Annotated in this window: 1 protein-coding gene; it reads left to right on the top strand. The window is 66.4% G+C overall.

Annotated elements, in window-relative coordinates; all coding sequences use genetic code 11:
* Positions 1 to 209: 209 nt before the first annotated feature.
* A partial coding sequence (locus QRO95_RS25190) for a cache domain-containing protein (protein WP_285303749.1) occupies positions 210 to 1,701 on the top strand: 1,492 nt, incomplete at its 3' end.

Genomic DNA, 1,701 nt, shown 5'->3' with positions numbered 1-1,701 from the left:
GAGCCGACCAACCGCTGTTGCTGTTGCTGTTGCTGTTGCTTCAAAAGCCTGCCGCAGGCAGCGCCGCAGCCGCCGCTGCGAGGAAACCTGAATACGTTCGGACACCGCACCTCAATCCCCCGCCCGCGCGGCCGATAACGGGGTTGTCACCGCTTGTCCCGCTGTGACCGGCACGGCGCCGCCCGCCCGCTTCGACCTGGTCCTGCTCGATGAATCTCATGCATCGCTGGCAACACTACTTCAGCAACCTCTCCGTCCGGCGCAAGCTCAACCTGCTGACGCTGCTCATCGCGCTTGGCGTGATCGCGCTCTCGGTGATCGCCGCCCGCATGCAGTACCTCGACCTGACCGAGACCCGCAAGACCGCGCTGAAGACCCAGGTCGAACTCAGCTACGGCATCCTGCAGCACTACCATCGCCTGGCCGGTACCGGCGAGCTCAGCGAGGACGCTGCCAAGGCCGCCGCCCTGCAGGCGCTGGAAGTGATGCGCGCCGATAACGATGCCTACTACTTCAACATCTACGACACCGGCTACCGCCTGCTGATGCACCCGTTCCGCAAGGACCTGGTCGGCAAGGACATGAAGGACTTCCGCACCGACGACGGTGTGCGCATCTACTACGACCAGGTGGAAGCAGCCAAGGCCGGTGGCGGCTTCGTCAACTACCGCTGGGCCAAGCCCGGCAGCAAGGGCGAGGTCGAGAAGGTGGCTTACGCCGGCCTGTTCGCGCCCTGGAACTGGGTGGTCAGCAGTGGCGTCTACATGGACGACGTGCAGAAGCAGGCACTGGTGTTCACCGCCATCATGGCCGTCTCCGGTGGCGTGCTGGTACTGATCGTGCTGGCCCTGAGCTGGCTCATCGGCAACCGCATCGCCGTACCGCTGAAGCAGGCAACGGCCGTCGCCGAGGGTATCGCCCGCGGCAAGCTGGACAGCCACATCGGCCCGCAGCCGCATGACGAGACCGGCCGCCTGCTGGACGCCATGTCCGGCATGCAGCAGCAGCTGCACGCGGTGATCAGCGGCCAGCGCGAGATGGCGCGTCGCCACGACGGCGGCGAACTGAGCTACCGCATCGATGCCAGCGCCTTCCCCGGCGAGTACGGGCTGATGGTGCAGGAAACCAATGCCCTGGTCGGCGGCCACGTGCAGACCCTGCACGATGTGCTGGACGTGGTGCAGCAGTACGCGGTGGGCGATCTGAGCCGCGACGTCGCGCGCTACCCCGGCGAGAAGGCCGCGATGACCACCACCGTCGACACGGTCAAGGCCAACCTCGGCCGCATCAACGCCGAGATCAAGCAGCTGGCCAGTGCCGCCGCCGCAGGCGACTTCAGCCGCCGTGGCGACGCGCAGCGCTTCGATCACGATTTCCGCCTGATGCTGGAAAACCTCAACGCGATGATGGCGGTCAGCGATGACAACCTCGGCAAGCTCTCGCAGCTGCTGTCGGCCATCGCCGAAGGCGACCTGACCGCGCGCATGCACGGCGACTACCAGGGCGTGTTCGCACGCATGCGGGACGACGCCAACACCACCGTCACCCAGCTGACCCAGATCGTCGGCCAGATCCAGGCCAGCGCGTCCAGCATCACCCTCGCCGCCGGCGAGATCGCCTCGGGCAACAGTGACCTGTCGCGCCGTACCGAGCAGCAGGCCGCCAATCTGGAAGAAACCGCCGCGTCGATGGAGGAACTGA

Origin of the sequence: Stenotrophomonas maltophilia group sp. Smal13 (assembly GCF_030236855.1) — a bacterium.
GTDB lineage: Bacteria > Pseudomonadota > Gammaproteobacteria > Xanthomonadales > Xanthomonadaceae > Stenotrophomonas > Stenotrophomonas maltophilia_A.
The sequence above is the reverse complement of the archived record's forward strand: the minus strand, read 5'-3'. Positions and strand labels throughout refer to the sequence as shown.